Consider the following 26,960-nt stretch of genomic DNA (forward strand, 5'->3'; position numbering starts at 1 on the left):
AAGCCTTCCGGCGGCATTCCGATTCACTCCACCGTGACCGATTTTGCAAGGTTTCGTGGCTGGTCGACATCCGTGCCCATGAAGACGGCGGTGTGGTAGGCGAGCAGTTGGATCGGCAGCGAGAAGATCATCGGCGCGATGATCTCAGGGACGTTCGGAAGCGCGATCGTCGCCATTGTCGGCAGCTTGGAGGCAGCAGCGCCTGCTTCGTCGGTGATGAATATGATCCGGCCGCCGCGGGCTGCGACTTCCTGCATGTTCGAAACGGTCTTTTCGAAGAACCGGTCGTAAGGCGCGATCACGATGACCGGCATGTTCTCGTCGATCAGCGCGATCGGCCCGTGCTTCAATTCGCCCGCCGCATACCCTTCCGCATGGATATAGGAAATCTCCTTGAGCTTCAGCGCACCTTCCATCGCCAGCGGGAAGCTGGTGCCGCGGCCGAGATAAAGCACGTCGCGGCACTTGGAGAGTTCGCGTGAGAGACTTTCCATCTGCGGCTGGACGAGGTTCAGCACACGGCTCATGACGCGCGGCATTTCGGCGAGTTGCCGGACGAGCCCCTTTTCCTCATCGGCGCTGACGGTGCCGCGCGCCTTGCCGGCACCGATGGCCAGAGACGCGAGGACGGCCAGCTGGCAGGTGAAGGCCTTCGTCGAAGCAACTCCGATTTCAGGACCGGCCATGATCGGGAAGACGGCATCGGATTCGCGCGCGATCGTCGACTCCTGCACATTGACCACGGCGCCGATCTTCAGGCCGTTGTCCTTGCAGTAGCGGAGCGAGGCCAGCGTGTCTGCGGTTTCGCCGGACTGCGAGATGAAGAGTGCAGCCTGCGACGGCTGCAGCGGCATTTCGCGATAGCGGAATTCCGAGGCGACATCGATCTCTACCGGCAGGCGGGCATAGCGCTCGAACCAGTATTTGCCGATCAGACCGGCGAGATAGGCGGTGCCGCAGGCCGAGATTGCGAGGCCGCTGACTGTCTTGAAATCAATCTCCGACGCATTAGCACCAATCGTGTTCTCGGCAAAATTCATGTAGTGGCTGAGCGCGTGGGAGATGACCTCCGGCTGCTCATAGATTTCCTTCTCCATGAAGTGACGATGGTTGCCCTTGTCGACGACATAGGCCGTCGCCTGCGATATCTGCCGCGGGCGATTTAGCGGGTTGCCGGAGAAATCGACGATGGCTGCACCGTCGCGGGTGATGACCGCGCAGTCGCCGTCGACGAGATAGGTGATTTCGTTGGTGAAGGGCGAAAGAGCGATTGCATCCGAGCCCAAGAACATTTCGCCGTTGCCGAAGCCGATAGCAAGCGGCGGGCCGGAGCGCGCTGCCAGCAACGTGCCCGGATCGCTCTGCAGCATGACGACGAGCGCATAGGCGCCCGTCACGCGGTTCAGCATCCTCAGCATGGCAGCGCGGGGCTCAAGCCCTTCGCGTAGGTATTTCGCCATCAAGTGGGCGACGACTTCGGTGTCGGTCTGGCTTTCGAATACCGCACCTTCAGCGTTGAGCTCGTCACGCAGGTCCGAGAAGTTTTCGATGATGCCGTTGTGGACTACCGCCACGCCCTCGACGAAATGCGGGTGCGCATTGGTCTGGTTCGGAACGCCGTGCGTTGCCCAGCGCGTATGGGCGATGCCGGTCGTACCAGGCAGCGGCTCGACGTCGAGGCACTTCTCGAGATTGAAGAGTTTGCCCTCGGCGCGGCGACGGCTCATCACGCCCTCGTGGATCGTCGCGACGCCCGCCGAATCGTAACCTCGATATTCAAGCCGCTTCAGCGCATCAACCAAACGTTCCGCGACCGGCTGACTGCCCACGATGCCCACAATACCGCACATGAAAATGTCCCCAACGCTTCGAAAATAACGAGCCAGTCCTAGCGATTTTCTGTTATTTCTCAATCGGTCAGCCGGTCACATTCGATTTCCGGCCGTTACTCAGTCTTGGCTTGCTTTGCGGCCTTGATCGCCTGCGCGCGCTCGCGGATCGCCTTGGCGCGCTCCGGTTTCATTTCCTGGCGCGCCCGGCCGAAAGCGAGCGCCTCGGCAGGGACATTGTGGGTGATGACGCTGCCCGACGCAATATAGGCACCGTCGCCAATGCTGACCGGAGCAACCAGCGCACTGTTGGAGCCGATGAAGGCGTTGGCGCCGATGCGGGTCTCGTGCTTGTTCACGCCGTCATAATTGCAGGTGATCGTGCCCGCGCCGATATTGGCCCCGGCGCCGATGACCGCATCACCGATATAGGTCAGGTGGTTGACCTTGGCGCCCTCACCGATCTGCCCGTTCTTCACCTCGCAGAAGTTTCCGACCTTCGATCTCTCGCCGAGATCGGCGCCCGGCCGCAGGCGTGCAAAGGGACCGACCGTCGCACCGACGCTCACATGCGCGCCTTCGATATGGGAGAAAGCATGGATCACCGCGCCGCCGTCGATCACCGCGCCCGGACCGAAGACGACGTTCGGCTCGATCAGCGCATCCTGGCCGATGACAGTGTCGTGCGACAGGAAAACCGTTTCGGGGGCGATCATCGTCACGCCGGAGATCATCAATTCGTGGCGGCGGCGCTCCTGCCAGAAACGCTCGATCGCCGCGAGTTCTGCCCTGTTGTTGCAGCCGGTCATTTCCACTTCCGGCGCATCGACGGCCGTGACTCGGCCGCCGAGCGAGCGGGCAATCTCGACGAGGTCCGTGAGATAGTATTCGCCTTTGGCGTTGCTGTTTTCAATGCGCGCAAGGAGATCGAGGGCTTTGCGGCCGTTGATCGCCATCAGGCCGCTATTGCACCATTTGACGGCGCGCTCCGCATCGGTCGCGTCCTTCTCCTCGCGGATCGCAATCAATTCGCCGTCCTTGACGAGTAACCGGCCGTAGCCTGTGGGCTTGCTCGTATGGAAGCCGATGACGACGATATCGCTGCCCTCCGCCAGTCCCTGGCGCGCCGCCTTCAGCGGCCCCTCGGTCTGTAACGGGACATCGCCATACGTCACCAGGATATCGTCGTAGCCGCGGGCGATCGCTTCGCGTGCCGCAAGAACTGCATGTCCGGTTCCGAGGCGCTCCTTCTGCAGGTGTGCCTCGACCTCGACGCCGCCAATTCTGGCGGCCTTCGAGACTTCGTCGGCATCACGCCCGACGACGAGAGCGACCGACGAAATGCCGGCCTTCGCCACGGCGTCCACGACATGTGCGATCATCGGCCGGTTGGCGACCGGATGCAGCACCTTCGATTTCGAGGATTTCATGCGTGTGCTGTCGCCGGCGGCAAGAATGACGGCAAGGCAGGTGCGTTCCATGGGGCAGGCTCCGGGAATCCGTTGTTCAGCTCTGCCTCATAGCAGCAAGGCGAACCGGCGACAAAGATGAATTTGGATCAGGCGGAAACCTCGGAGAACGCCGCATAGGCGTCACGCACATGTTTGCGGCCTTCAACGATAACATCTTCCATCGCCTTGCGGGCGCCGGCAACGTCGCCGGCGACGATCGCATCGACAATGCGCATATGCGTGTCGGCAATGTTGGCGAAACCGTTCTGCGATGGCGGCGTGCTCAGGCGGAACATACCGACGAGGGCCGCCTCGATCAGACTTCCGAGCGTGCGCATGAATGGGTTGTGGGAAGCATCCGCGACGGCGAGATGGAATTTCAGGTCGGCGAGCGCAAGGCTCTCCGTCGTGTGGCCGGGCGCAGCCATATCGAGCGCCAATGCACGCAGCGTCGCGATGTCACCGGCGTTTGCACGTTCTGCCACAAGGCCCGCGGCAAAAGGTTCCACAGCAAGGCGGATGTCGTAGAGTTGCAGCAGGAATTCTTCGGTGACGCCGTGGTCGAAGTGCCAGGCAATGATCTCGCTGTCGAACATGTTCCAGAGGTTCTTCTCCGTCACACGCGTGCCGACGCGGGCCTTGGCAACAACCATGCCCTTGGCTGCAAGCGTCTTCATCGTTTCGCGAAGGACGGTGCGGGAGACCTTGAAGCGCTGGGCAAGCTCGACGTCGCCGGGCAAAATCGAGCCGACCGGATAGGTTCCGGCGACGATGGCCTTGCCAAGCTCGTCCACGACCTGCGCGTGGCTCGTGCGGGTCTTCCGGCCGGTCCTTCGTGTCTCAAGCAAACGGTTGCGCAACAAGTCCTCCGTCAGGCGTACCTCTTGTTCAAACTGGACAAGAACAGGATGGCCTTTTGCATCAGGATAAACGCAAAGAGCAAAAGGCCGATCAGGATTTTCGTCCACCAGCTCGAGAGCGTCCCGTCGAAGGTGATGTATGTCTGAATAAGCCCCTGTATCAGGAGACCGATGAAGGTTCCTGCTACGAATCCTGCTCCCCCGGTCAGAAGAGTCCCCCCAATGACCACTGCCGCGATGGCGTCAAGCTCGACACCGACCGCCGCCAGGGAATATCCGGCAGACGTATAGAGCGAAAAAACGATTCCGGATAGGCCCGCCAAAAAGCCGGAGAGCGCGTAGATCCGGATGGTCGTCGGGCCGACCGGCACACCCATCAACTCCGCCGTCTGGACGCCGCCGCCGAGCGCGTAGACATTTGCTCCGAAGCGGGTGCGATGCGCAATGAAGACGCCGGCGATGAAAACCAGCAGCATGACTCCGCCGACCAGCGTCAGGCGTCCGCCGCCCGGCAGACGATAGTAAATGCCGGTCAGCGTCGAATAGTAATCGTGATCGATGGGGATACTGTCGATCGAAAGCACGTAGGACATGCCGCGCGCCAGGAACATGCCGGCAAGCGTCACGATGAAGGCCGGCATCTTCAGATAGTGGATCACCGCGCCCATCAATCCACCGAAGGCAGTGGTGATGACGAGAACCAACGCAAAGGCTACCAGCGGATGAATCGAGGTGTCCCGCAGCACGACGGCAAGGAACACGCCGGTAAAGGCGATGACCGAGCCGATCGAAAGGTCGATACCGCCCGAGATGATGACGAAGGTCATGCCGACCGCGGCAATTCCCAAAAATGCGTTGTCGGTCAGCAGATTGCCGGCGACGCGGGTTGAGAGCATGTTCGGGTACTGCAGCGCGCAGGCCGCATAGGAAAGGACGAAGATGACGATGGTTGCCAGGAGCGGCAAGTATTTCGAGTTCATTTCAACAGCTCCGCTCTGACTTCCGGCTTGCGGCTGAAGAAGACTGCGGCGGATTGCAGCGCAGGCGACTGGATGATGAGAATGATCAGGACGATCACGGCCTTGATGATCAGGTTGAATTCCGGGGGGAAACCGGATAGCAGGATGCCGGTATTGACCGCCTGGATGATCATCGCCCCGATCAGCGAGCCGAGGATGCTGAAGCGCCCGCCGAGGAGCGAATTACCACCCACGACGACCGCAAGGATCGCATCGAGCTCCAGCCAGAGACCGGCATTGTTGGCATCAGCACCCTTGATGTCGGCGGCCACGATAATTCCCGCGATCGCCGCACAGAGGGCGCTCAGCATATAGACCGCCATCAAAAGAACGGGCGTGCGAACCCCGGAGAGCGTGCTGGCACGGCGATTGATGCCGACCGATTCGATCAGCATGCCGAGTGCGGTCCGCCTGACGAGCAGGATCACCAACGCGCCGGCGATCAGCCAGATCACGACGGGCATCGGCAAAAAGGCGAAGGAGCCGCTGCCGAAGAATATCAGACCCGGATCATTGAAAGTCATGATCACGCCTTCGGTGATCAGCTGGGCGATGCCGCGTCCGGCGACCATCAGCACAAGCGTGGCGATGATCGGCTGGATATTCAAGATCGCCACCAAGAAGCCGTTCCAAACGCCGCAAAGCAGCCCGACGCAGAGCGTCGTGATCAGCGTGTAGGCCAGCGAATTACCGGAGACGATCGACGATGCGGCAACCGCACCGCAGATCGCAATGACGGCGCCGACGGAAAGATCGATGCCCTTCGTCGCGATCACCAGCGTCATGCCGATGGCGAGCAGGGCAACGGGGGCGCCGCGGTTCAGGACGTCGATCAGACTGCCATAGAGGCGGTCATTCTGAACGACGACATTAAAAAACTGCGGAAACATGATGAAATTCAACAAAAGAATGACGGCCAGCGCAATCAATTGCGGCGCCAGGCGTATGGCAAGCGCCCTCAGCGAGGAACTCATGCATCCTCCATTTTCTGTTCGGCCGCGACAATCGCGTCGATGATGTGGGATGCCGTCAAGCGGTCTCCAGCAAGCTCGGCAATGTGCTCGCGGTCGCGAAGGACGACGACGCGTGAACTATAGGCGACAAGCTCTTCCAATTCAGATGAAATCACGATCAGCGACATGCCCTTTGCACAAAGCTCCTCGATCAGCCGGATGATCTCCGCATGGGCACCGACGTCGATGCCGCGCGTCGGCTCGTCGAGGATCAGGAAATCAGGATTGGTGGCAAGCCAGCGCGCGAGGATGGCTTTCTGCTGGTTGCCGCCCGAAAGCAGCCGGATCGGTTTCTCACGGTCGGTCGTGCGGATATCGAGCGCCTTGATATATTGGTCCGCAAGAGCATTCTGTTCGCCGCGCGACAGCGGTCTTGCCCAGCCGCGGCGGGCCTGAAGCGCCAGCGCGATATTCTCTCGGATCGACAGATCGCCGATAATCCCGTCGGTCTTGCGGTCCTCCGGGCAGAAACCGAATCCGTGCCTGATCGCAGCGCGCGGGCTCGACAGCGCCACAACCTTTCCATCGATCACCGCCCTGCCGCTGTCGGCATGCTCTATGCCGAAGAAAAGTTCTGCCGTCTCGGTACGTCCGGAACCGAGCAGGCCGGCTATGCCGACGACTTCACCCACGCGAATGTCGAGATCGAAAGGCTTTACCTTGCCGCGCTTGCCATAGCCCTCGAAGCGATATTTGACGCTGCCCGCAGCGGCCGTGCGTTCCTTTGCGGCCTCTTCCGTCTGCGCCAGTTCGCGGCCGAGCATCATCGGGATCAGCGCCTGCCGCGGCAGTTCCGCCACTTCCCGGGTGCCGACAAGCCTGCCGTTGCGAAGCACCGTGATACGGTCGCTGATCTCGTAAACCTGTTCAAGAAAGTGTGTAATAAAGACAATGCCTAATCCACGCTTCTTCAAGTCATTGATGACATTGAAGAGCATCGCGACTTCGTGCGTATCAAGGCTCGCGGTCGGCTCGTCGAGGATCAGAACCTTGCCGGAAAGATCGACTGCACGGGCAATGGCGATCACCTGCTGGACGGCGACCGAGAAGCGCTCGAGCTGTGCCGTGACATCGATGTCCAAGCCATATTGCGCCAGCAGCTCGCGCGCCATCCGGTTCATCGCGCGCGTATCGACCATGCCGAAACGGCGCGGCTGACGGCCAAGGAAAAGGTTCTCGGCGACGCTGAGATTCGGCAGGAGGTTCACCTCCTGATAGACGGTCCCGATGCCGAGCCTCTGTGCCGCCAGCGTATCGGCGGGATCGATCTCGCTGCCCTCGAGCGCAAGTCTTCCCTCGTCGCGGCGATAGGCGCCGGTCAGGCATTTTATGAGTGTGGATTTGCCGGCTCCGTTTTCGCCGAGCAGCGCATGGACTTCGCCCTTGCGAAGTGTGAAATCGACCTTGTCCAACGCGACGGCGCCGGGGAAGAATTTCGATATTCCGGACGCGACGAGAACGTTCTCGAAATCGTGAATCATGGCTCGATATTTTCCAGATATGACCGCTCATGCCCTTGCACTTGGCGGACTTGATGTCCCGCTCGCACGGGCAGCGCCGCACCGGTCCATGAGGGACCGGTGCGGCAACAGTGTCAATTAGTAACCGAGGCCCTTTTTGGCTTCGTAGACCTTCATCGGATCATCAGCCGGCGTGTAGAGCTTCGATTCCGTCTGGATCCACTTCGGCGGCTCCTTCTTGTCCTTCAGATAGGCGTCAAGCACATCGAATGCCGGGCCGGCCATGTTCGGCGTGAGCTCGACCGTCGCGTTGGCTTCGCCTGCCGCCATCGCCTGGAAGATGTCCGGAACGGCGTCGATCGAGACGACGAGGATATCCTTGCCGGGCTTCAAACCGGCTTCCTTGATCGCCTGAATGCCGCCGACGGCCATATCGTCGTTGTGGGCATAAAGCGCGCAGATGTCCTTACCGCCGTTTTCAGCCTTCAGGAAGCTTTCCATGACTTCCTTGCCCTTGGCGCGGGTGAAGTCGCCGGTCTGGCTGCGGACGATCTTGAAGTTGTCGTGGCCGGCAAGCGCCTCCTCGAAGCCCTTCTTGCGGGCAATCGCCGGCGAGGAACCGGTGGTGCCTTGCAGTTCGACGATGTTGCACTTCTTGTCGCCGGCATTCTTGACGAGCCACTCGCCCGCAACCTTGCCTTCATGGACTTGGTCGGAGGTCACAGCCGTCAGATAGAGATCATCCGGAGCCTTGATGGTACGGTCGAGCAGGATGACCGGGATTTCGGCTTCCTTGGCTTCCTTGAGGACATCGTCCCAGCCGGTTTCGACGACGGGAGCGAGGAAAATCGCGTTGACGCCTTGTGCAACGAAGGAGCGCAGCGCCTTAATCTGGTTCTCCTGCTTCTGCTGGGCATCGGAAAATTTCAGATCAACGCCGCGCTTCTCAGCTTCCTGCTTCGTCACCGTCGTCTCAGCGGCACGCCAGCCGGACTCCGAGCCGATCTGTGAAAAGCCCACGACAAGCTCAGCTGCAGATGCGGAACCGAACATGCAGGCAGCCAGAACCGTGGCACTCAAAAGTGCATTTTTCAATTTCATGATTGTCTCTCCCAAATGCCGCTCCTCGCGGCGCACGAGAGAAAAAATCATATAGTATTACTTTTGTAAATTACTATTTTAGGATGGCTCGCAAAAAAAGGCGCTCAGAGAGGGAGCGCCTTTTGCAACTGTGAAATGCAGCGATTATTGCGGCAGTTTGTCGTCGACGCCTTGAATGTAGAAGTTCATCCCGAGCAGCGTGCCATCATCGGCCTTCTCGCCATCCTTCAGCCAGGGCGTACCGTCCTGCTTGTTGATCGGGCCGGTGAAGGGATGCAGTTCGCCGGACTTGATCTTGGCCTCGGTTTCTTCGGCCATCTTCTTCACGTCGTCCGGCATGTTCGTGTAGGGCGCCATGGTCAAGATGCCGTCTTTTAGGCCGTCCCAGATCTGTTCAGACTTCCACGTGCCGTCGAGCAGGGCCTTTGTGCGCTTTGTATAGTAAGCGCCCCATGTGTCGACGATTGCCGTCAACTGGGTCTTCGGACCGGCCTTGATCATGTCCGACGCCTGACCGAAGGCCATGATGCCGCGTTCGGCAGCAACCTGCATCGGCGCCGTGGTGTCGGTGTGCTGTGTCAAGATGTCGACGCCCTGGTCGATCAGTGCCTTGGCGGCGTCGGCTTCCTTGCCCGGGTCGAACCAGGTATTGGCCCATACGACTTTCAGCTTGAAGTCGGGATTGACGGACTTCGCGCCGAGTTCGAATGCGTTGATCCCCATCACCACTTCCGGAATCGGGAAGGAAGCGATGTAGCCGGCGAGGCCCTTCTTCGACATCTTGGCGGCGATCTGGCCCTGAATGTAGCGGCCCTCATAGAAGCGCGAATTGTAGGTCGCGACGTTTTCCGCTGCCTTGAAGCCCGTTGCGTGTTCAAACTTCACCTTCGGGAACTTCTGGGCGACCTTGACGGTGGCATCCATGAAGCCGAACGAAGTGGTGAAGATCAGCGAGCAGCCGGAGCGGGCCATGCGCTCGATCGCGCGCTCGGCATCCGGGCCTTCCGGAACGCTTTCGAGGTAAGGTGTTTCAACCTTATCGCCGAATTCCTTTTCGACCTGCAGGCGGCCGTTTTCATGGGCTTGCGTCCAGCCGCCGTCCGTGCGGGTGCCGACATAGATGAAGCAGACCTTAGTCTTGTCTGCGGCTTGTGCGGCCGAGCCGACGCTGATGACAAGCGCAGCGGTTGCCGCAAGTGCGAGTGCTAGTTTCTTCATTTTAGCCCCTGTTGGTTGGGAGTTTGAAACCCGTCTGTTGTTGTGCGTCACCGGTCAGGCACGAAAGCCTTGCCAAGCGATGCCGGCGTGTTGATCAACGTCGTGCGCCGATTATGTGAAATGATGATGAGAACGACAATAGTCGCGGCATAAGGCAGCATCGAAAGAAACTGCGACGGAATGCCGATCCCAAAGGCCTGCGCGTGAAGCTGGCCGATCGAGACCGCACCGAATAGATAGCCTCCCGCAAGCACCCGCCACGGCCGCCAGGACGCAAAGACGACGAGCGCAAGCGCGATCCAGCCGCGTCCCGCCGCCATGTTCTCCACCCATTGCGGCGTATAGACGAGCGAAAGCTGGGCGCCGGCAAGCCCGGCACAGGCGCCGCCGAACATGACCGCCAGGTAGCGGGTACGAATGACATCGATCCCGAGCGCGTGTGCCGAACTGTGATTGTCGCCGATCGCCCGCAACTTCAGGCCCCTGCGGCTTTTGAAGAGGAACCAATTGATGCCGATGACGAGCGCGATCGACAGGTAGAAAACCAGATCCTGATGAAAGAGCACCGGTCCGATGAAGGGAATGTCGGAAAGATACGGAATGTAGACCTGCGGAACCTTGATACCGGGGATGCCGACATAGCTCTCGCCGAGCATCCCGGAGGCCCCAAGCCCGAGGATCGTCAGCGCAAGGCCGGTCGCGACCTGATTGGTTACCAGCGTCAGCGTCAGGAAGCCGAAGAGAAGCGAGAACACTGCGCCGGTCGCGATACCGGCCAGCAGGCCGATATAAGGCGATCCGGTGGCCTGGGCAGCCGCAAAGGCGCCGACAGCGCCCATGATCATCATACCCTCAACGCCCAGGTTCAAGACTCCGGCGCGCTCCGTCACAAGTTCGCCGAATGCAGCGATCACGAGGGGCGTGGCGGCCGTGATGACGGTCAGCAAGATGGCTTCGAAGATCATTGCGCCACCTTTCCGGTGACTGCCTGCACCCGCGACCAGACGATCCTGATCCTGTAGAAGATCAGCGTGTCGCACGAGAGCACGAAAAACAGCAGGAGCCCCTGGAAGACGCGCGTCACCTTGTCGGACACCCCGATCGAGAGCTGTGCCGCCTCGCCGCCGAGATAGGTAAGCGCCAGCACTAGGCCGGAGGCGATGATGCCGAGGGGATTGAGGCGTCCGAGAAAGGCGACGATGATTGCCGTGAAGCCGTATCCCGGCGAAATGGCCGGCTGCAGGTGGCCGATCGAACCAGACACTTCGGAAATGCCGGCGAGACCGGCAAGCGCGCCGGACAAAAGAAAGCTGAACCAGATCATCCGCCTCGAGGAGAAGCCCGCAAAGCGCCCTGCCCGCTCGGACTGGCCGAGCACGACGATCTCGAAGCCCTTCAGCGTATAGCGCATCATAAACCAGACGAGGATCGCCGCGAGGATCGCGAAGACGAAGGCCCAGTGCGCGCGTCCCGACTCTTCCCAGATAGCCGGAAGGACCGCCTCCGGAGCAAAGTCGCGCGAAACGGGAAAATTGAAGCCCTTCGGATCGCGCCAGGCACCACGGATCAGCCAATCGAGGAAAAGCTGGGCGATATAGACCAGCATCAGCGAGGTCAGGATTTCATTGGTATTGAAGTGCGCCTTCAAGAGTGCCGGGATGGCGGCGAAGAGCGCGCCGCCGATGGCGCCCATGATGAGCATCAGCGGCAGCACGAGCGGCGAATGCCAATCGTAGAAGACGATCGGCAGGATCGAGCCTGCGATCGCGCCGATGGTGAACTGGCCCTCGGCACCAATATTCCAGTTGTTCGAGCGGTAGCAAACCGAAAGGCCGACTGCGATCAGGATGAGCGGCGCGGCCTTGATCGCCAGTTCGTGCAGCGACCAGACTTCAAGCAAGGGTTCGACGAAGAAGGCGTTCAGCGCCCCGACCGGATCCTTGCCGAGCAGAGCGAACATGATGCTGCCTGCAACCAGCGTCAGCACCAGTGCCAGGAGCGGCGAAACGAACCCGAAGAGTTTCGAGACCTGTGGCCGTTTTTCGAGTTCAATGCGCATCGGCGGTCTCCGCGGCAGGCCCGCTTTCATGCTGACCGCCCATCAGGATGCCGATCTGCTCGCGGGTCAGTTCACCGGCCGGGAACGGCGGCGAAAGACGCCCTTCCGAGATGACGGCGATATCGGTTGCGACTTCGAATATCTCATCGAGGTCCTGACTGATGACGACGACGGCAGAGCCGGCGCGTGCGAGATCGACGAGCGCCTGACGAATGTGGCTCGCAGCCCCCGCGTCGACGCCCCAGGTCGGCTGATTGACGACGAGGACCGCCGGCTGGCGGTCGAGCTCCCGGCCGACGATGAACTTCTGGAGATTGCCGCCCGACAACGCCCCTGCGGCGGGATCCTCACCGCTCTTGCGGACGTCCATGTTTTCCGAAATGCGTTTTGCCGCACTCCTCACCGCTCCGCGCCGGATGACCTTGAGAAAGCCACCGCCAAGGAACGCCTTGCGGTCCGACTGGCTGCGCGCGAGCACCACATTATCCGAAAGCTGCATGGCCGAAACTGCGGCGTGGCCGTGGCGCTCTTCTGGGACGAAGCCTGCACCGAGCAGGCGGCGGGCGGTAATGCCCTGCGTGCCGACAGGCTTCCTGCGGATCATGATCGCCTCAGGCTGCGCCACCGGATATTCGCCGGACAATGCGTCGAAAAGCTCGCCCTGCCCGTTTCCGGCGACACCGGCAATCGCCAGGATTTCGCCGGAGCGGACCGCAAGCGACACATCCCTGAGCGGTGTGGCAAAGGGCGTGCGCGGAGCGACCGAAAGGCTCGTTACTGCAAGTTGAACGTCCCCCACTTTGCCGCGATCGGGATGGCTCACGCTCGGCACGTGGGAGCCGACCATCATTCTGGCGAGGGAACCGGGAGTCTCCCGCTTCGGATCGCAGGCGCCGGTAACCCTGCCGTGGCGCAGCACGGTTGCGCGATCGCAAATGCGCTGCACCTCCTCGAGGCGATGGCTGATATAGAGCACAGAGCGGCCCTCCGCCTTCAGCTTGAAGAGCGTTTCGAAGAGTTTGTCGGCCTCCTGCGGCGTCAGAACCGAGGTCGGCTCGTCGAGGATGATCAGCTTCGGATTTTGCAGCAACGCGCGGACGATTTCGATGCGCTGACGCTCCCCGACGGAAAGGTCGGCCACATGGGCGTGCGGATCGAGCGGCAACCCGTAAGCGCGCGACAATGCCCTCGCCTCTTCGGCGATCCGGCCGATCGGAATCTTGTCATCGAGGGAGAGCGCGATGTTTTCGGCGACCGTCAGGGCTTCGAAGAGCGAAAAATGCTGGAAGACCATGCCGATGCCGAGCTTGCGGGCTTCTCCAGGCGCGCCAACCGCAACCGGCTTTCCCTCCCAGAGAATATCGCCGGCCGACGGCTCCAAAACGCCGAACAGCATCTTCACCAGCGTGGACTTGCCTGCGCCGTTCTCTCCGAGAAGCGCGTGAATTTCGCCCGGAGCGATATCGAGATCGATTTCGTTGCAGGCGGTAAAGCTACCGAAGAGCTTCGTCAGTTTCTGGACCGACAGTAACGCACCGGACGGCAGCGCATTCAATGACGACACGTTCCCCTCATTTCCCTCTGCCGACCTGTCCGTTCCGGATCGTTTATGGGATCAGCAGCGTAGTTCCCGTAGTTCTTCTTGTTTCTAGATCCGTGTGAGCCCGTCCCACCTCACGCAACGGATAGGTTTGATTGATATTGATACGCACTTTGCTGCTTAGCACAATATCAAATAGCGCGTTTGCACAGGCGGTCAGTTCATCGCGCGTGGCAATGTAGGTGAAAAGTGTCGGCCTCGTTGCATAAAGCGAGCCCCGCTGCGCCAGCATCGCCATCGTGAAATTCTCAATAGCGCCAGAGGATTGACCGAAGGATACAAACATGCCGCGCGGCTTCAGGCAGTCGAGCGATTGCGGGAATGTATCACGGCCGATCGAGTCATAGACGACGTCCACGCCCTTACCGCCGGTGACCTCACGAACGCGGTCGAGGAAGTTTTCCGTCCTGTAGTTGATGACGTGATCGTAGCCATGCTCAAGCGCGAGCTTCACCTTGTCTTCCGAGCCGGCGGTACCGATCACGGTTGCGCCCAGCGCCTTTGCCCATTGCCCTGCGATGAGGCCGACGCCGCCGGCGGCAGCATGGAAAAACAGAACCGTCTCAGGACCGACCTTGAATGTCCGGTTCAGCAGATATTCGGCGGTCATGCCCTTCAGCATCATCGCGGCTGCTGTTTCCAGGCTGATCGCGTCGGGCACCTTGACGAGGTGCTTGGTCTCGACATTCCGCTCGACGCTGTAGGCGCCGTCGGCACCGGCATAGGCAACCCGGTCACCGACTGCGAAATCGTTGACGCCAGGTCCGATCGCCGTCACGGTGCCTGCCGCTTCCTTCCCGGCGATGAACGGCAGATGCGCCGCCTTATAAGTTCCATCGCGGAAATACACGTCGATGAAATTGAGCCCGATTGCAGCGTGCCTGATCTGGACCTCGTCGGCGGATGGCGGCGGCAAATCGACATCGACATACTCAAGAACTTCAGGACCGCCATTGCGGCTGAAAGCAATCGCCTGCGTCTTTGTCATCACCGCCTCCTATCCGCTACGTCCCAGCGCCGGGAAGTACTGCAGTACGGCGCCGATGCAATAAAGATAGACACCGCTGATCACGAAGAGAATAATGGCCCATTGCGGCATGCTGAAGTGCATGAGCAGTGAATACATGCCGAGCGCCGACCAGAGGAAGAAAACGCCGAGATTGATGAACCGCAGTCGCTGGACGCGCACCGGATGCAGGAAATTGATTGGCAGGAAGGTAAGGATCACCGAGACGATCACCACCGTCAGGGCGGTCGCAGCGCGTGCGTCGATGACGAAGAGCGTAAAGACGATCATATTCCAGACGACAGGGAAACCGGAGAAGAAATACTCCTCGGTCTTCATGCCCATATCGGCATAGTAGATGGCGCTCGACACGACAATCATGCCGGCGGCGGCAAAAGACCACGGTTCACCGATCATGCCGCTCTGGTATAGTGCGAAAGCCGGCAAAAGCACGTAGGTGACATAATCGATGATATTGTCGAGCGTGTCGCCCGACCAGTTGGGCAACACCTCCTTCACCCGCACCTTACGGGCGATGGGACCGTCGATGCCGTCGACGAGCAGAGCAAGGCCCAACCACCAGAACATGTCGATGAAGCGGTGTTCGGCGGCGGCGACCACGCCCAGAAATGCGAGGAAAGAGCCGGACGCCGTCAAAATATGGACGGAAAAGGCGCGTATCTCTGCATAAGGAACGCGCTTGTAGTTGAAAATCTTCATGTTTCCCCGTACCGCCTGCCGCCGCTTAAACCTGTCGGCAGCGTTTTGGCCTAATATGCATCCTTTGCCCCGCTTCGCCAGCGCAAAAGCAACAAGATCACGCAGGCATTGATACATGACAATGATACGCATATTTCCTACTGATAGCGTCGCAGAGAATGGAATGCCTTTAATTTCCAGCGTATTTGTAATATCTGCCTCGCATCAGACCGATCATGCGACGAATACGGGATCCGATACCGAATGAACGCTCCAGCAAAGACCGAAGATTTCGCCTCCGCCGTTCCGGCAAATGTCTATGCCGAAACGGTGCTGAGCGTCACGCACTATACGGACCGGCTCTTCCGCTTCACGATGACCCGGCCGCAGGGTTTCCGTTTCCGTTCCGGCGAGTTCGCGATGATCGGCCTCATGGTCGATGGCAAGCCGATTTTTCGTGCCTACTCCATTGCAAGCCCAGCCTGGGCCGAAGAACTCGAATTCTTCTCGATCAAGGTGCCGGACGGCCCGCTCACATCGCATCTCCAGGGCATCAAGCCGGGCGATCAGGTTCTGATGCGCAAGAAGCCGACGGGTACGCTGGTGCTCGACGCGTTGACGCCCGGCAAGCGGCTTTACATGTTCTCGACCGGAACGGGCATCGCGCCCTTCGCAAGCCTTATCCGCGACCCCGATACCTACGAGAAGTACGAGGAAGTGATCCTCACCCACACGACGCGCGAGGTCGCGGAACTGAAATACGGCTTCGATCTGATAGAAGAGATCCGGAACGACGAACTGCTGAGCGAGATCGTCGGCGACAAACTGCGTCACTATGCGACGGTCACCCGCGAGGATTTCGAATATCGCGGTCGCATCACCGACCTGATCTCCTCCGGTAAGCTCTTTACCGATCTTGGCGTTCCGCCGCTCGACCTGGCAATCGACCGCGGCATGATCTGCGGCTCTTCCGCCATGTTGAAGGACACTAAGGAACTGCTCGAAAAGGCAGGCTTTGAAGAAGGCGCCAACAGCAAGCCGGCCGAGTTCGTCATCGAACGCGCCTTCGTCGGCTGACGGTTTTTGGATTGTTGATTGAACGGCTCCGGAGACGGGGCCGTTTTCATTTGTGGCTGAGATAGTCGATCAAGGCCGCCATTGCCTGCCGTGATTCTTCCACCTTGCCCTGCTGGATCGCGCGAATAACCGTGACGTGCAGCGTGATCGAGCGGTCCATCCGCTCCGGAGTGGCAGTCGAATACCAAAGACGGCGTGAATGTGTCTGCACGGGCCCGAGCGCCGCGGTGATGAACGTATTCGGGCAAGCCTCTTCGAGAAGCTCGTCGAATGCCTTGTCGGCAGCGAAGAAGGCGGCAAGATCGCCATTGACCGCGCAATTGGTCATTGTGCGGGCGCAGTCTATCAGCGCCCCTCGCTGCTCGTCCGTCGCATGCTTCGCGACCAGCGACGCAGCAATAGGCTCCAGTTCCCTGCGCACCTGCATGACATTGGCATGATCGTCCGGTTTGATCTCCGCCACCTGCAGCCCGACCCGCGGCCTGACGATGATGAGGCCCTGCCAGGCAAGCTTCTGTATCGCTTCGCGCACCGGCGTACGGCCGTGACCGGCAATATCGATCAGCTGCTTTTCGGTCACCAGCGCGCCCGGCTTCAACACCAGCGTCACAATCGCGTGTTCAAGTGCGAGATAGGCCAGATGGCTCTGTGAACTCTGCATTCGATAGTCCATACTTCATTCTGATATATCAGATATTGACACGACGCAAATCAGATGGCAAGCTGCCGTGATATATCAGAGTCAAGGAGACGAACATGTGGCGCGGCGTATTTCCTGCAGTAACGACGAAATTCACTGAGAGCGGCGAGCTAGATCTTGCCGAAATGGAACGCTGCTTCGGGCTCCAGGCCGATGCAGGTGTCGATGGCATCATCGTCTGCGGCTCGCTCGGCGAGAACATGACGCTCGAGCCGGAAGAAAAGTTGGAAATCCTGAATGTCGCGCGCTCGGCTGCGGGTTCGAGGCCAGTACTGATGACGGTCTGCGAAAGCTCGACAAAGCGCGGCGCCGCTGCCGCCAAGGCCGCAGCAAAGGCCGGTGCGAGCGGCTTCATGGTCTTGCCAGGCGTGCCTTACAAATCCGCTCCGGAAGAGACGCTGACGCATGTCCAGACGATTGCCGCAGCCGGTGGCCTGCCGATCATGGTCTACAACAATCCAGTCGCCTATGGCGTAGACGTCACGATCCCGGTGTTCGAAGTGCTGGCGAAGAACGATCTCGTCGTCGCCATGAAGGAATCGACCGACGATGTCCGCCGCGTGACGGACGTCTTCAACGCCTTCGGCGAACGCTTCGATGTGTTTACCGGCGTCGACAACCTGGCGCTCGAAAGCCTCTTGATGGGGGCGCACGGCTGGGTCGCCGGTCTCGTCGTCGCCTTCCCGAAGGAAACGGTCGCGATCTATAAGCTCGTTCAGGCGGGCCGCCTCGATGAAGCGCGCGCCATCTACCGCTGGTTCCGGCCGCTGCTCGACCTGGACGTCTCGACCTTCCTCGTCCAGAACGTCAAGCTTGCGGAAGTCTACGCCATCCAGTCGAACGACCGCGTCCGCGCGCCTCGCCTGCCGCTTTCCGGCGAACAGCGCCTGCGCGTCGTTGACGTGATTGAAAAGGCGCTTTCAAACCGCCCGGAACTGCCGAAGTTCTGATCAATCGGCACACGGAGTGTTCCAAGGCCGGGCATCACCCGGCCTTGTTCATTCGTGCCGTAAGGCCTCGATCGGATTCAGCTGCGCTGCCCTTCGCGCCGGGAAATAGCCGAAGATCATGCCGATTGCTGCCGAGAAGACGAAGGCGACGGCGATCATCAGCGGGCTGACGACGAAGGGAACCTTCAAGAGCGTCACGGCGGTGAAGCCGATGCCTAATCCGAATACGATGCCCGTGATGCCGCCGAAGAGCGACAGTGCAACCGCCTCGACCAGAAACTGCAACAGTACCTGCGTCTCCAATGCGCCGATCGCAAGCCGGATGCCGATCTCCCGCGTGCGTTCAGTGACCGAAACTAGCATGATGTTCATGATGCCGATCCCGCCGACCAGAAGGCTGATTGCGGCGACAGCGCCAAGCAATCCCGTGAGCAATGTCGTCGTACCCGTCATGGCTTCGGCGATCTGCGTCATGTCGTTGACGTTGAAATCGTCTTCGCGGCCCGGAACGATCTTGCGGCGCTCGCGCAGCAGGTTCTCGGTCTCCGTCTGAACCTTGGAGGTCGAAACGCCATCGCGGGCCGAAATGACGATCATCTGGACATTGGCGTTGGCCCTGCCGCCGATCCGGCGCTGATAGATCTTCACGGGCATGATCACGACATCGTCCTGGTCAGTGCCCATGCCCGATTGCCCGCGCTTCGCCAGCACGCCGATGACGCCGCAGGACACCTTGCCCACGCGAATCTGCTGCCCTGTCGGATTGGCCGCGCCGAAAAGCTGCGATCGGACCGTCTCGCCGAGGATGCAGCGGGCGCGGCCGCGCTCTTCGGCCGCCTCGAAGGTGCGGCCGAGGGCAATGTCCCAGTCCTGCGCGATAAAATAGTCGTTGGTCGTGCCCATGACGGTAGTCGAATGACTCTGGCCACCGTAGATCGCCGTCGCCGTCGTCTGGTTGAGCGGCGCGACTGCACGTAGGCCAGTTAGCTGATCGCGGATCGCATCGACGTCCTTAACGGTAAACCGTCTCGCCTCGGAGCTCGCGCGCCCCGGACCGAACTGGCCCGGACGCACGAAGAGCATGTTGGTCCCGAGCCGCGAGAGCTCCGTGGAGACCTGCTCTGTGGTGCCGTTGCCGATCGTCACCAAGGCGATGACGGCGGCAACGCCGATGACGACGCCGAGCACGGTGAGGAAGGAACGCAGGATGTTGCGGCTAATGGCGCGCAGCGCGAGTTTCAGTGTTTCAAGAAACATGATCCGCCTCGCCCTGATGCGCGACCTCGGCTTCGAGCTTTCCATCGACGAAACGGAGGATGCGCTCTGCATAGGCCGCAATGTCGGGTTCATGCGTGACCATGACGATGGTGATGCCCTGCTCCCGGTTCAGCCTCGTCATCAGATCCATGATCTCGGCGCTGGTTTTCGTGTCGAGATTGCCGGTCGGCTCGTCGGCAAGCAGCAGGGCTGGTTCGGTGACGATCGCGCGCGCGATTGCCACGCGCTGCTGCTGGCCACCGGAAAGCTCCTGCGTCTTATGGTGCTCGCGCCCCTTCAGTCCGACCAAGCCAAGCGCTTCCTTGGCGCGCCGGTGGCGCTCGCCCGCTGCGACACCGCGGTAGATCAGCGGCAACTCTACATTCTCGACCGCCGATGTCCGCGCGAGAAGATTGAACCCCTGGAAAACGAAGCCCAGCATATGGCGTCTCAGCAGCGTCAGCTGACTGCGATCGAAACCGGTCGTGGAAATGCCCTGGAAGACGTAGTCGCCGGCGCTCGGAACATCGAGGCAGCCGAGGATATTCATTGCCGTCGACTTGCCTGAACCCGACGGCCCCATGATCGCGACGAATTCATGGGTGCCGATCCGTAGATCGACATGGTCGAGCGCGCGGATCGCCGCCTCGCCGTGACCGTAGATCTTCGATACCTGCCTGAATTCGAGAAGCGGCGGACTGGTCATCGTTCGCCCGCCTATTGCGTCCGTGTCGTCGCGTCGATCACAAGCGCATCGCCTTCCTTGAGTTCACCGGCCGAGACCTGTGTGAACTGACCGTCCGAGGAACCAACCTGGATGACGAGAGGCATCTGGCGGCCTTCGCGCAACACCCAGACGCGCCGTTTGGCGCCGGTGAGCGCTTCACTGCGGTTGCCGCCGGAGCGAGGCCCCATACGCGGCGGGCGGAAAAGACCGAAGATGCCGCGGCTGCCGCGCGATTCGGCTTCTGGCGGCGCATAGCGCAACGCAGCGTTCGGCACCATCAGGGTATCCTTGACGGCCTCGACGGTGATATCCGCCGTTGCCGTCATACCCGGGCGCAGCAGGAGATCAGCGTTGTCGACCGAAAGCACGGCCTTGTAGGTGACGACATTGTTGGTCGTCTCGGAGGCGAAGCGGATCTGCTCGATCTCGGCGGGAAAGGACTTGTTCGGATAGGCGTCGACCGTGAAGGTCGCCTTCTGCCCGACGCCAATCTGGCCGACATCGGCCTCGTCCACATCGACCTGCAGTTCCATCTTCCTGAGATCGCCGGCGATGGTGAAGAGAACCGGCGCCGAAAGCGACGCGGCGACGGTGGCACCCGGATCGACAGAGCGGGTCAGGATAACGCCGTCAACCGGCGAAACGATCCTGGCCTTGGCAAGGTTGACCTCGGCGAGCCGCAGGTCGGCCTCGGCAGAGAGCACTTCCGCCTCGTTGATCTGCTTCGTGGCTGCGGCGGACTCGTATTTGTAGGTCGCATCGTCAAGGCTCTGCTGCGTCGAGACGCTGCCTCTGACGAGGCTCCTCAAGCGCTCCAGCGAAACCTGCGCCGACAGCAGATCGGCATTCGCCTTCAGCACATTCGCCTTGGCCGAATCGAGCTTCGCGCGCGAGCTCTTCACATCGGCCTCCAGTTTGTTCGTATCGAGAACCGCCAGCACCTCGCCGGATCTGACCTCGCTGTTGTAGTCGACATTGACGTCGCGCACGGTGCCGGAAAGTTCACTCGATATGTCGACCTGCTCCGTCGGCTGCACCGAGCCGGTCGCCGTCACGAGAACCGTCAGGTCGCCGCGCTTTGCCGGCTGCGTCGCATAGCTGTATCCGTTGCCGCTGCGGCCGTTGTAAAAAAAGGCGCCGGTTCCAGCGACCGCGATCAATGCTGCAGCGGCGATAAGGCGGCCGCGCCAGCGGCGGCCCTTGCCGCGCTTGGCGGAGGCCGCCAGGACGGCAGCAAGATCGGTATTGGCTGCTGCAGCCTTCCTGCCGGTTCCGGAATCGTCCATAAAACCCTCAAGTCAAAAAAAGAAGCGCCTGCTCCGTTTACCATCTAGATAGTCATAGCGAAGATGAACCGGAAATTAGCGTTGGAGGCGCATTCGCACGGAATGACGAAAAATTGCAATTAAATCTTGGTAATGAAAGTCCGCTTTAGCCGGCATCTTCCTGATACTGGTCGGTCCCCTGCAGCGGATGCAGCCAGCTTTCGCGGCGTTTGATCCACACCTCGTAGAGCGGCTCGATTTCCATCGGCGCATCATCGAGAGATCCAAGCCGGAGCTCCGCCTCCTTCTCGGTAAGACAGAACAGCCGACCGCCGCATGCGGGACAGAAGCTGCGGCCTTCATATATCGCGACCGAACCGGAATGCTCGAATGCCGCGAGGGGCCATACGGCGAACGTGGCGAAGGCCGAGCCGCTCTCTTTCCGGCAGTCCGCACAGTGGCATAGCCCGGCACGAAGCGGCTCGCCCTTCACTTCATATCTGACGGCGCCGCAAAGGCAGCCCCCAGTGCGTATTCTCATCAGGCGTCGAAATCCAGGGGCAGCCTCGGCGGCTTGCGCTTGGCGGCCATCAGGAGATCGAGTTCGGTCGCCGACGGTCCGAATTTTTCATAGAGCCGCTTGGCCTCCTTTTCATCCAAACGGTATTTCCGGGCGAATTCGCTTATGCTGTAAGGCCGGCCGCGCAACACTCTGCGCGTCGGCACCGTCTGATTGGCAGAGTCGGCCATGGCAACCTCCTTTATACAACCCGGAAGTTAGGGCGCTCAGGGCCGTTGGGAAGCTTGCTGAAGCCCGAAAAGCGACAGACTAAAGGCTCGAATCGTCGAGAGAGGTGCCATGCCCTCCGCGGCGCATAGCGAAACACTCGCCGTCAGTTGGTGTGGGAGACTCCTTTGAATGATGCCTCGGATCGAAACGCATACGGTGGATATTAACCGGCTATTATCCTTACCGGTTCATTGAAATGGACCGACTCAACGAAAGCCGATCAACGTTATCGGGCCGTAGAACACCCCTCCCCGCTACGGCAGGAGACCTGGCAATCGGGCTACAGGAGGCCCGCGGCTGGGTCTCCGCCATTACAGTTCTCGGATCCGGAAATGTAAAAGGTCGACTCGACGGCAGGCCCGACTGTCAGCAATTCTGCTGCTTCTTAGCCGATCCGCATCGCGTCCATGATTTGATCTGTGGTTTGTCGAAGTCCCCGCTTGGAGACATAGTGCTCAGCCGTATGCAGCCTATGTGCCGCAAGGGCTTCCGCAACCTTCTCAGTCTCTTTTCGTTCCGCCGTTAGCTTGCTGTCCAAGTACTTTTCCAGGTACCGAAGAGCAAGCCGAACACGCAAAAGAAGAACAGCACTGTGTACATGATTTGCTGCTGGTCATTTTTTTCATCGCCTTGCTACCCCCGCCCCCCAAAAATAATCCATGTGTCACTTCCAAGTCACTCGACAATAAAGGTCAAGTATGTTGGAGTATTTCTTGCTTGGCTAATCAACTTTCTGGGACGTGCGATACTTACATGACACAAATCCGAAATGCACTTCTGACCGTTGAGGCATGGGCGCGGTATCCTGTGTCCGACTCTGAGGAACTGGACGCCAACTTGCCGGGTCTCAGTGAGGCCTGGGAGATGGATCTAGTTGAGGAAAACAGTTCCGGCTTCGACCCCTGCATGCATTTCTCATTGACCCGCGCTGGTGTAGAGTTCCTTTACGGCCCTCAACCTTCGCTAAGTGATGTAATTTTTAGGTCGGCACGACGCCTATTCGGTCATATCGTTGGATATCCCATTGCCTGAACGAATGTCTTGAACGCGGTCAAGATTGCCACCTTAGCCGTGCCGTTCGCCCAATTGATATGCAGACCGTCGCCGACGCCGTAGTCAGCCTTGGATACATTGCTGTCGCGGGCGGTCGAGACGATGTCGGCTAGTTCGAAGACCGTGCCGAAGTCGCCAATGCCGGACTGGGAACGCGGCCACGGGTTCAGGGCGGTGTAGATCGCCACTTCCGCGCCCGTAAAATTCTGGTTGGGCGAAGGATCGCGAAGTGCGGGTGATGCCCTCGCGTTAGCCTTGGCGGCAAGCGTCGTATGGAACCCCTGCATTTGCGTCAGGGTGGTTCCGATCGTTGATGCCAAGGAAAACGAAAGCGTCCTGGCAACCCTGGTTCTGGGCTAACTGCAAGCGGCGGTCGGCATTAACCAACGATGCCATGAGACGGCCAGTATAGCAGGGTGTCATCACCGACTGGACGCCCGAGAACCGTCAACTGCGCGTTCTTGTTATCCGCTCTAACGCCCTGTCAAGCCGCTCAGCAGGCCGTCGATGCGGGGTTTACCCACGCCTTCGATCGCGCGAAGCAATCGAGCGGTGTGCTCCTGCATGCCGGCCTTGGATTGAGGCGCGCGAGGGGATGGCATTGGAGCGCAACAAATATCCCGCCTGCATTGTTATTTCATTTGATTCTAAATTAGACTTTAGTAGTGTTCTCGCATTAGGAGCGGGAGGATTTCCATGGAACGCGTTGAGCCGGAAAATGCAGATTCCAATATGGCAACGAAGGTCTGGTCGGTGACCGAGTTCTGCGCGCGACATCGATTGGATGAGGAAGAAGAAACGAGACTACTTCAGCTGTTTGGTCCATTCGCGACTGCATGCGAACTCATGCACAACGCCAAACGGGCACCGAAGTGGCGGTAATCCGTGCGACATGGGTACGGGCGCGTCCTGCTTCGTTTCCCTTGGAGAGGGCCGCTCGATAGCGGCCTCTGAATTCGTTTTGTATTTGTAACCGGATTTTTCCCGGAATTGGTGCGCACCGTGCTACGCCGGTGGCATTGCTGGTCGCAATGTTATCGTTAATAGCTGTTAACTTTCTCATATTCATCCCTCCTAAAATATGGTACCGCGGTTCACCGTTTGGAGACTTTGCGATGCGACGTTTCAATCTTCGACATGAAGTCGATGACAAGTGGCTTGTTGTGGATGGGCTCACGATGGAGCCTGCCACGCTTGGTGACGTGAAGGTGAGTGGCATGTCTTGGGCCGAGGCCTGTGACTTTGTCGACCTGATGAACTCTCTGGATGCTATCGAACGAGATTCGAGCCGCTATGCAGCAACTTTCGCTGCGGAGTGATTTTCGTTCGCTGCCTACGGCGCTTCCCGGCGCCACTTTGCCCTTTCGTAGAGCGTGTCATGCACCTTCCCGGCCCGCAGCGTATGTGAAGCGCCTTCCGTCGGATGTTTCCATCAGCCGCAGTCCGTAAAGCCGCGCGTCCGCGCTCAGCGCAAGATCGAATAGAGCAAGGGTTCACACCCCGCCGCCTGGAGCGGCTACGGGTTCCAGGTTCATAACTCTCATTGATCAGCCGACCAACGTGCGGGTGCGATAGATGTTCCTAGCGCGAATAACGGCACAAACACCCAAACACCACTGCGGCAGCGAGAACGAAAAAGCCGATTACTGCACCCCAAGTCCCGAAGAACAAGAAGCCCAGACGAGGACGATCAATGCAAGTGGACCTGCGATCAGCCCGACTAAATTTCTGGACATGACCTCATTGCCAAAACCATCTCTCCGGCCGAAGGACATTACACCCGGTGTAAACCGCTGGTTGTGGCGATGACTGCAACGGGCCGGAAGCTGCCAAGGAGCCGCTTCCGCTTCGCGCCCGCCAGCAGCGGTCATTGAGGCAAATTCAGATGTGCATGGTATTTGAACGCCACGAAGCGCAGAAAATGATCAGAATCGAGCAAATGGTGAGGATCGAGCGCGCGCGGCGGCATTCCTGCCGGTTAACGTCCTGTCGTCACAACAGGGATTTTTTTGGAATGACCTCAGGACTCGCAACGAAACGCCGGACGTTTTTGACCGGCGTGGCGGCAGTTGCCGCAACATCGATGTTCGCTTCGGCCATCTCTATGCGACAGGCCGTCGCTCAACAATCGGGCCGTGCGCCGATCATGCGGCCGATCCCGAAAACGGGGGAGATGATCCCGGCGGTCGGCCTCGGCACATTCGAGACCTTCGACATCCGCCCAGGCGAACCGCGCGACCATGTGGGCGAGGTAATCCGGCTGTTCCATGAACATGGTGGAAGGGTCATCGATACATCGCCACTTTATGGAATGTCTGAAGTGTGCGTCGGCGATTTCATCATCGATCTTGACATCGCCGACGACATCTTCATCACCAATAAGACCTGGACCACCGGCGACTATCTTTCCGACAACAGCCATTCGGAACGGCAGCTCAGGCAGTCGCGGGAAAGGCTGTGGCGGGATCGGATCGATGTGCTGCAGGTTCACAGTCTCGAAAATCACGACCAGGTCCGTCACTGGCTGGCGCAGAAAAAGGCCGAGGGGTCTGTACGCTATATCGGGATCACGCAGTGGAGCCCGGAATACTATGACACCATGGAGCGTCTGGTGAACACGGGCACGCTGGATTTCGTCCAGGTCGCCTATACGATCCTGACGCGTGCCGCCGAACAACGGTTGCTCGATGCCTGCGCCGCCAACGGTGTAGCCGTCCAGGTCAACATCCCGTTCGAAAAGGCGCGGCTCTTTACGCCTGTGGCGGGACAACCAGTTCCAGACTTTGCCCAGGAGATGGGTATCGAGACCTGGGCGCAGTATTTCCTGAAATGGATCATCTCCCATCCGGCCGTCACAAATGTTATCCCCGCGACCAGCCAGCCACAGCACGTCGTCGACAACATGGGCGCGCTCTACGGCGACCTGCCCGACCGGGCGATGCGTGAACGCATGGTGGATTATTATGCCGGGCTGACAGGCGTCGCGGACGCGCTTAAACAGCCTCCTTATCCTGGAAAAAAATATGGTGGCGTCGTCACATGGCCCTTCCCGCAACCGCCCAAACGTACCTGACACTCATCCTTATTGCGCTTCCGGCCGCCGCAATGGCCGGGAGCGACCGTGTCACGATTGAAGGTTTCGCTATCGACAGGAGCGAGGTCACTATCGCCGATTTCGCCGTCTTCGCTAACGCGACTAAGCTGAGGACGGCTGCTGAACGCAATGGTGGCGGTCACGAATGGGGAAGCGGATGGGAACGTCGTCCAGGCTGGTCGTTTCGCAGGCCGTTCGGCAAATCACCGCAAGAAGTGGCCGAACCTGCCGTACATGTGAGTTGGTATGAGGCACGTGACTATTGCGCATCAGTCGGCGGCCGACTGCCGGCTCGCGCCGAGTGGCAGCGTGCCGCCTATCGTGAATATGGTAGTGGATCGGCGGCGGGCTTCGTAGCCGGGAAAACGTATTCCTATCCGACGGGAGATACTCCTGAAGGGGCGAATACGAACGGTAGCGATCCTTGGCTTCAGCATGCCTCGACGGGAACCACTCGCCAGGGCGTGAACGGCCTTTACGACATGGGTGGCAACGTGTGGGAATGGCTCGCCGACCGCAACGGTGACAACGCGATCACGGCTGGCGGCTCGTGGTGGTACGGCCCAGACAAGATGCGGGAAGAAGCCATGCAGTGGAAGTCTGCCGACTTCTATGTCGCCTACATCGGCTTCCGGTGCGCCTACGACCTGAAATCGTAGCTTCACCTGCCGCGAGCCACGAAAACGTTTCAAGCACTCAACCCTCACGCACTTTTGAACAGCCGGGGTTGAA

26 protein-coding genes are annotated in these 26,960 nt (G+C 59.8%); 6 read left to right on the top strand and 20 right to left on the bottom strand.

Annotated elements, in window-relative coordinates; genetic code table 11:
• Positions 1 to 23: 23 nt before the first annotated feature.
• The 13 genes from glmS to pcsA form a co-directional block, all read right to left on the bottom strand.
• Positions 24 to 1,850 carry a glutamine--fructose-6-phosphate transaminase (isomerizing) gene (glmS, locus tag ACZ9DP_RS25010; protein WP_074068085.1) on the bottom strand — a complete coding sequence of 609 codons (1,827 nt, stop codon included), beginning with the start codon at positions 1,848 to 1,850 and terminating at the stop codon, positions 24 to 26.
• A 95-nt stretch (positions 1,851 to 1,945) separates the two neighbouring features.
• Positions 1,946 to 3,310 carry a bifunctional UDP-N-acetylglucosamine diphosphorylase/glucosamine-1-phosphate N-acetyltransferase GlmU gene (gene glmU / locus ACZ9DP_RS25015; protein WP_194729684.1) on the bottom strand — a complete coding sequence of 455 codons (1,365 nt, stop codon included), beginning with the start codon at positions 3,308 to 3,310 and terminating at the stop codon, positions 1,946 to 1,948.
• Positions 3,311 to 3,387: 77 nt separating this feature from the next.
• The gene (locus ACZ9DP_RS25020) at positions 3,388 to 4,140 is read right to left on the bottom strand and encodes a FadR/GntR family transcriptional regulator (protein ID WP_476203906.1); all 753 of its coding nucleotides are present in this window, start codon (positions 4,138 to 4,140) and stop codon (positions 3,388 to 3,390) included.
• A gap of 11 nt (positions 4,141 to 4,151) precedes the next feature.
• The gene (gene yjfF, locus ACZ9DP_RS25025) at positions 4,152 to 5,120 is read right to left on the bottom strand and encodes a galactofuranose ABC transporter, permease protein YjfF (protein WP_194729683.1); all 969 of its coding nucleotides are present in this window, start codon (positions 5,118 to 5,120) and stop codon (positions 4,152 to 4,154) included.
• Positions 5,117 to 6,133: an ABC transporter permease gene (locus tag ACZ9DP_RS25030; RefSeq protein ID WP_194729682.1), complete on the bottom strand. Its 1,017-nt coding sequence runs from the start codon at positions 6,131 to 6,133 to the stop codon at positions 5,117 to 5,119. The genes yjfF and ACZ9DP_RS25030 overlap by 4 nt, the downstream gene beginning before the upstream one ends.
• A complete protein-coding gene (gene ytfR, locus ACZ9DP_RS25035) occupies positions 6,130 to 7,653 on the bottom strand; it encodes a galactofuranose ABC transporter, ATP-binding protein YtfR (RefSeq protein WP_074068078.1) in 1,524 nt (507 codons plus the stop codon). Before ytfR ends, ACZ9DP_RS25030 begins: the two co-directional genes overlap by 4 nt.
• A gap of 117 nt (positions 7,654 to 7,770) precedes the next feature.
• Entirely contained in the window at positions 7,771 to 8,733 is a 963-nt protein-coding gene (ytfQ, locus tag ACZ9DP_RS25040) for a galactofuranose ABC transporter, galactofuranose-binding protein YtfQ (RefSeq protein WP_022715566.1), read from the bottom strand.
• Between the two features lie 144 nt (positions 8,734 to 8,877).
• A complete protein-coding gene (locus ACZ9DP_RS25045; RefSeq protein WP_039844855.1) occupies positions 8,878 to 9,951 on the bottom strand; it encodes a BMP family ABC transporter substrate-binding protein in 1,074 nt (357 codons plus the stop codon).
• 47 nt (positions 9,952 to 9,998) lie between these two features.
• On the bottom strand, positions 9,999 to 10,916 hold the full coding sequence (locus tag ACZ9DP_RS25050; RefSeq protein ID WP_194729681.1) for an ABC transporter permease: 918 nt from the start codon (positions 10,914 to 10,916) through the stop codon (positions 9,999 to 10,001).
• Positions 10,913 to 12,010: an ABC transporter permease gene (locus ACZ9DP_RS25055; RefSeq protein ID WP_239598849.1), complete on the bottom strand. Its 1,098-nt coding sequence runs from the start codon at positions 12,008 to 12,010 to the stop codon at positions 10,913 to 10,915. Before ACZ9DP_RS25055 ends, ACZ9DP_RS25050 begins: the two co-directional genes overlap by 4 nt.
• Positions 12,000 to 13,565, bottom strand: coding sequence for an ABC transporter ATP-binding protein (locus ACZ9DP_RS25060; protein ID WP_476205474.1), 1,566 nt, complete (start codon positions 13,563 to 13,565; stop codon positions 12,000 to 12,002). Before ACZ9DP_RS25060 ends, ACZ9DP_RS25055 begins: the two co-directional genes overlap by 11 nt.
• Before the next feature lie 52 nt (positions 13,566 to 13,617).
• Positions 13,618 to 14,598: a quinone oxidoreductase family protein gene (locus ACZ9DP_RS25065; protein WP_476203907.1), complete on the bottom strand. Its 981-nt coding sequence runs from the start codon at positions 14,596 to 14,598 to the stop codon at positions 13,618 to 13,620.
• A gap of 9 nt (positions 14,599 to 14,607) precedes the next feature.
• Positions 14,608 to 15,336 carry a phosphatidylcholine synthase gene (gene pcsA / locus ACZ9DP_RS25070; RefSeq protein WP_476203908.1) on the bottom strand — a complete coding sequence of 243 codons (729 nt, stop codon included), beginning with the start codon at positions 15,334 to 15,336 and terminating at the stop codon, positions 14,608 to 14,610.
• Between the two features lie 243 nt (positions 15,337 to 15,579).
• Here pcsA and ACZ9DP_RS25075 point away from each other — a divergent pair, with 243 nt between their 5' ends.
• The gene (locus ACZ9DP_RS25075) at positions 15,580 to 16,392 is read left to right on the top strand and encodes a ferredoxin--NADP reductase (RefSeq protein WP_194729678.1); all 813 of its coding nucleotides are present in this window, start codon (positions 15,580 to 15,582) and stop codon (positions 16,390 to 16,392) included.
• Between the two features lie 46 nt (positions 16,393 to 16,438).
• Here ACZ9DP_RS25075 and ACZ9DP_RS25080 read toward each other — a convergent pair whose 3' ends face one another.
• Positions 16,439 to 17,053: a GntR family transcriptional regulator gene (locus tag ACZ9DP_RS25080; protein WP_239598854.1), complete on the bottom strand. Its 615-nt coding sequence runs from the start codon at positions 17,051 to 17,053 to the stop codon at positions 16,439 to 16,441.
• A 95-nt stretch (positions 17,054 to 17,148) separates the two neighbouring features.
• Between ACZ9DP_RS25080 and ACZ9DP_RS25085 the strand changes: the two genes are divergently transcribed.
• The gene (locus ACZ9DP_RS25085; RefSeq protein ID WP_476203909.1) at positions 17,149 to 18,042 is read left to right on the top strand and encodes a dihydrodipicolinate synthase family protein; all 894 of its coding nucleotides are present in this window, start codon (positions 17,149 to 17,151) and stop codon (positions 18,040 to 18,042) included.
• A 48-nt stretch (positions 18,043 to 18,090) separates the two neighbouring features.
• Here ACZ9DP_RS25085 and ACZ9DP_RS25090 read toward each other — a convergent pair whose 3' ends face one another.
• The 6 genes from ACZ9DP_RS25090 to ACZ9DP_RS25115 form a co-directional block, all read right to left on the bottom strand.
• Entirely contained in the window at positions 18,091 to 19,299 is a 1,209-nt protein-coding gene (locus ACZ9DP_RS25090) for an ABC transporter permease (protein ID WP_194729675.1), read from the bottom strand.
• Entirely contained in the window at positions 19,289 to 20,005 is a 717-nt protein-coding gene (locus tag ACZ9DP_RS25095; RefSeq protein WP_194729674.1) for an ABC transporter ATP-binding protein, read from the bottom strand. The genes ACZ9DP_RS25090 and ACZ9DP_RS25095 overlap by 11 nt, the downstream gene beginning before the upstream one ends.
• Positions 20,006 to 20,016: 11 nt before the next feature.
• Positions 20,017 to 21,312, bottom strand: a complete 1,296-nt coding sequence (locus ACZ9DP_RS25100; RefSeq protein ID WP_476203910.1) for an efflux RND transporter periplasmic adaptor subunit — start codon at positions 21,310 to 21,312, stop codon at positions 20,017 to 20,019.
• Positions 21,313 to 21,457: 145 nt separating this feature from the next.
• Positions 21,458 to 21,832, bottom strand: coding sequence for a GFA family protein (locus ACZ9DP_RS25105; RefSeq protein WP_476203911.1), 375 nt, complete (start codon positions 21,830 to 21,832; stop codon positions 21,458 to 21,460).
• On the bottom strand, positions 21,832 to 22,041 hold the full coding sequence (locus tag ACZ9DP_RS25110) for a hypothetical protein (RefSeq protein ID WP_074068060.1): 210 nt from the start codon (positions 22,039 to 22,041) through the stop codon (positions 21,832 to 21,834). Before ACZ9DP_RS25110 ends, ACZ9DP_RS25105 begins: the two co-directional genes overlap by 1 nt.
• Before the next feature lie 1,044 nt (positions 22,042 to 23,085).
• On the bottom strand, positions 23,086 to 23,454 hold the full coding sequence (locus tag ACZ9DP_RS25115; protein ID WP_476203912.1) for a hypothetical protein: 369 nt from the start codon (positions 23,452 to 23,454) through the stop codon (positions 23,086 to 23,088).
• 376 nt (positions 23,455 to 23,830) lie between these two features.
• Between ACZ9DP_RS25115 and ACZ9DP_RS25120 the strand changes: the two genes are divergently transcribed.
• The 4 genes from ACZ9DP_RS25120 to ACZ9DP_RS25135 all read left to right on the top strand — a co-directional run bounded on the left by ACZ9DP_RS25120 (position 23,831) and on the right by ACZ9DP_RS25135 (position 26,887).
• Positions 23,831 to 24,016 (top strand): hypothetical protein, encoded by a 186-nt coding sequence (locus ACZ9DP_RS25120; RefSeq protein ID WP_039844841.1) that lies wholly within the window; start codon positions 23,831 to 23,833, stop codon positions 24,014 to 24,016.
• A 233-nt stretch (positions 24,017 to 24,249) separates the two neighbouring features.
• The gene (locus ACZ9DP_RS25125; protein WP_074068058.1) at positions 24,250 to 24,453 is read left to right on the top strand and encodes a hypothetical protein; all 204 of its coding nucleotides are present in this window, start codon (positions 24,250 to 24,252) and stop codon (positions 24,451 to 24,453) included.
• Positions 24,454 to 25,148: 695 nt separating this feature from the next.
• Complete coding sequence (locus ACZ9DP_RS25130) at positions 25,149 to 26,207, top strand: aldo/keto reductase (RefSeq protein WP_476203913.1); 1,059 nt, start codon at positions 25,149 to 25,151, stop codon at positions 26,205 to 26,207.
• Positions 26,174 to 26,887 (top strand): formylglycine-generating enzyme family protein, encoded by a 714-nt coding sequence (locus ACZ9DP_RS25135; protein ID WP_476203914.1) that lies wholly within the window; start codon positions 26,174 to 26,176, stop codon positions 26,885 to 26,887. The genes ACZ9DP_RS25130 and ACZ9DP_RS25135 overlap by 34 nt, the downstream gene beginning before the upstream one ends.
• Positions 26,888 to 26,960: the final 73 nt, after the last annotated feature.

Source organism: Rhizobium sp. USDA 4016 (assembly GCF_056279705.1).